General features: G+C 55.2%; 1 pseudogene. It reads left to right on the forward strand.

The window, feature by feature from the left end:
- A pseudogene (locus tag ACYP03_RS23875) lies at positions 1 to 676 on the forward strand (phage tail protein); the annotation flags it as partial.

Genomic DNA, 676 nt, shown 5'->3' on the forward strand with positions numbered 1-676 from the left:
CCACCATGGTGGGCATGGCCAAGGCCTACGACATGAGCATTGAGCGATTCAATGCCTGGAGCGGCGTGGCAAACAAAGCCGGGCTGGATGGTGAGCACATTGGGGACCTGATTGAAGAGCTGAGCAATAAGTTCGGTGAGTTCAAGGTGCTGGGTGAGCAATCGTCGGTCTCGGATGTGTTTGGTGCGCTGGGGATTGAACAATCCATGCTGGACGGGCTGGCGGCAGCGGATCAGTTTGAATTCATCATGAAGCGCCTGGAAGGCGTGGCGGACAAGCAGCAGGCCGCATCACTGGCGGATATGCTGTTTGGTGGTGAGGGCAATAAAGTCATCACCTATATTCGCAACTCTGGTAAAAGCCTGAATGATCTACTGAAGGAGCAGCGTCAGTTTAACCTGCTGACCGATGAGGGCGCGAAAGGCGCCGTTGCCTACGGGAACAGTTTCAAAACCCTGAAAACAGTGATCACCAGTGCGTGGCAGGAGATTGCGGGGATTGTCGGCGGGGAGATGGCCGGTGATATTCAGACCCTGAGTATCACCGTGGGCCAGTACGTCCGGGAAAACAAAGAGGCGGTCGCAGGTACACTGAAAAGCCTGGTGTATGGCGCAAAAGACTTTGCTGTGGCCATCTGGAATGTGGGGGCTGCGGTGAATCGCGTTGTCCAGATTTT

Source organism: Photobacterium sp. R1 (genome assembly GCF_054600795.1).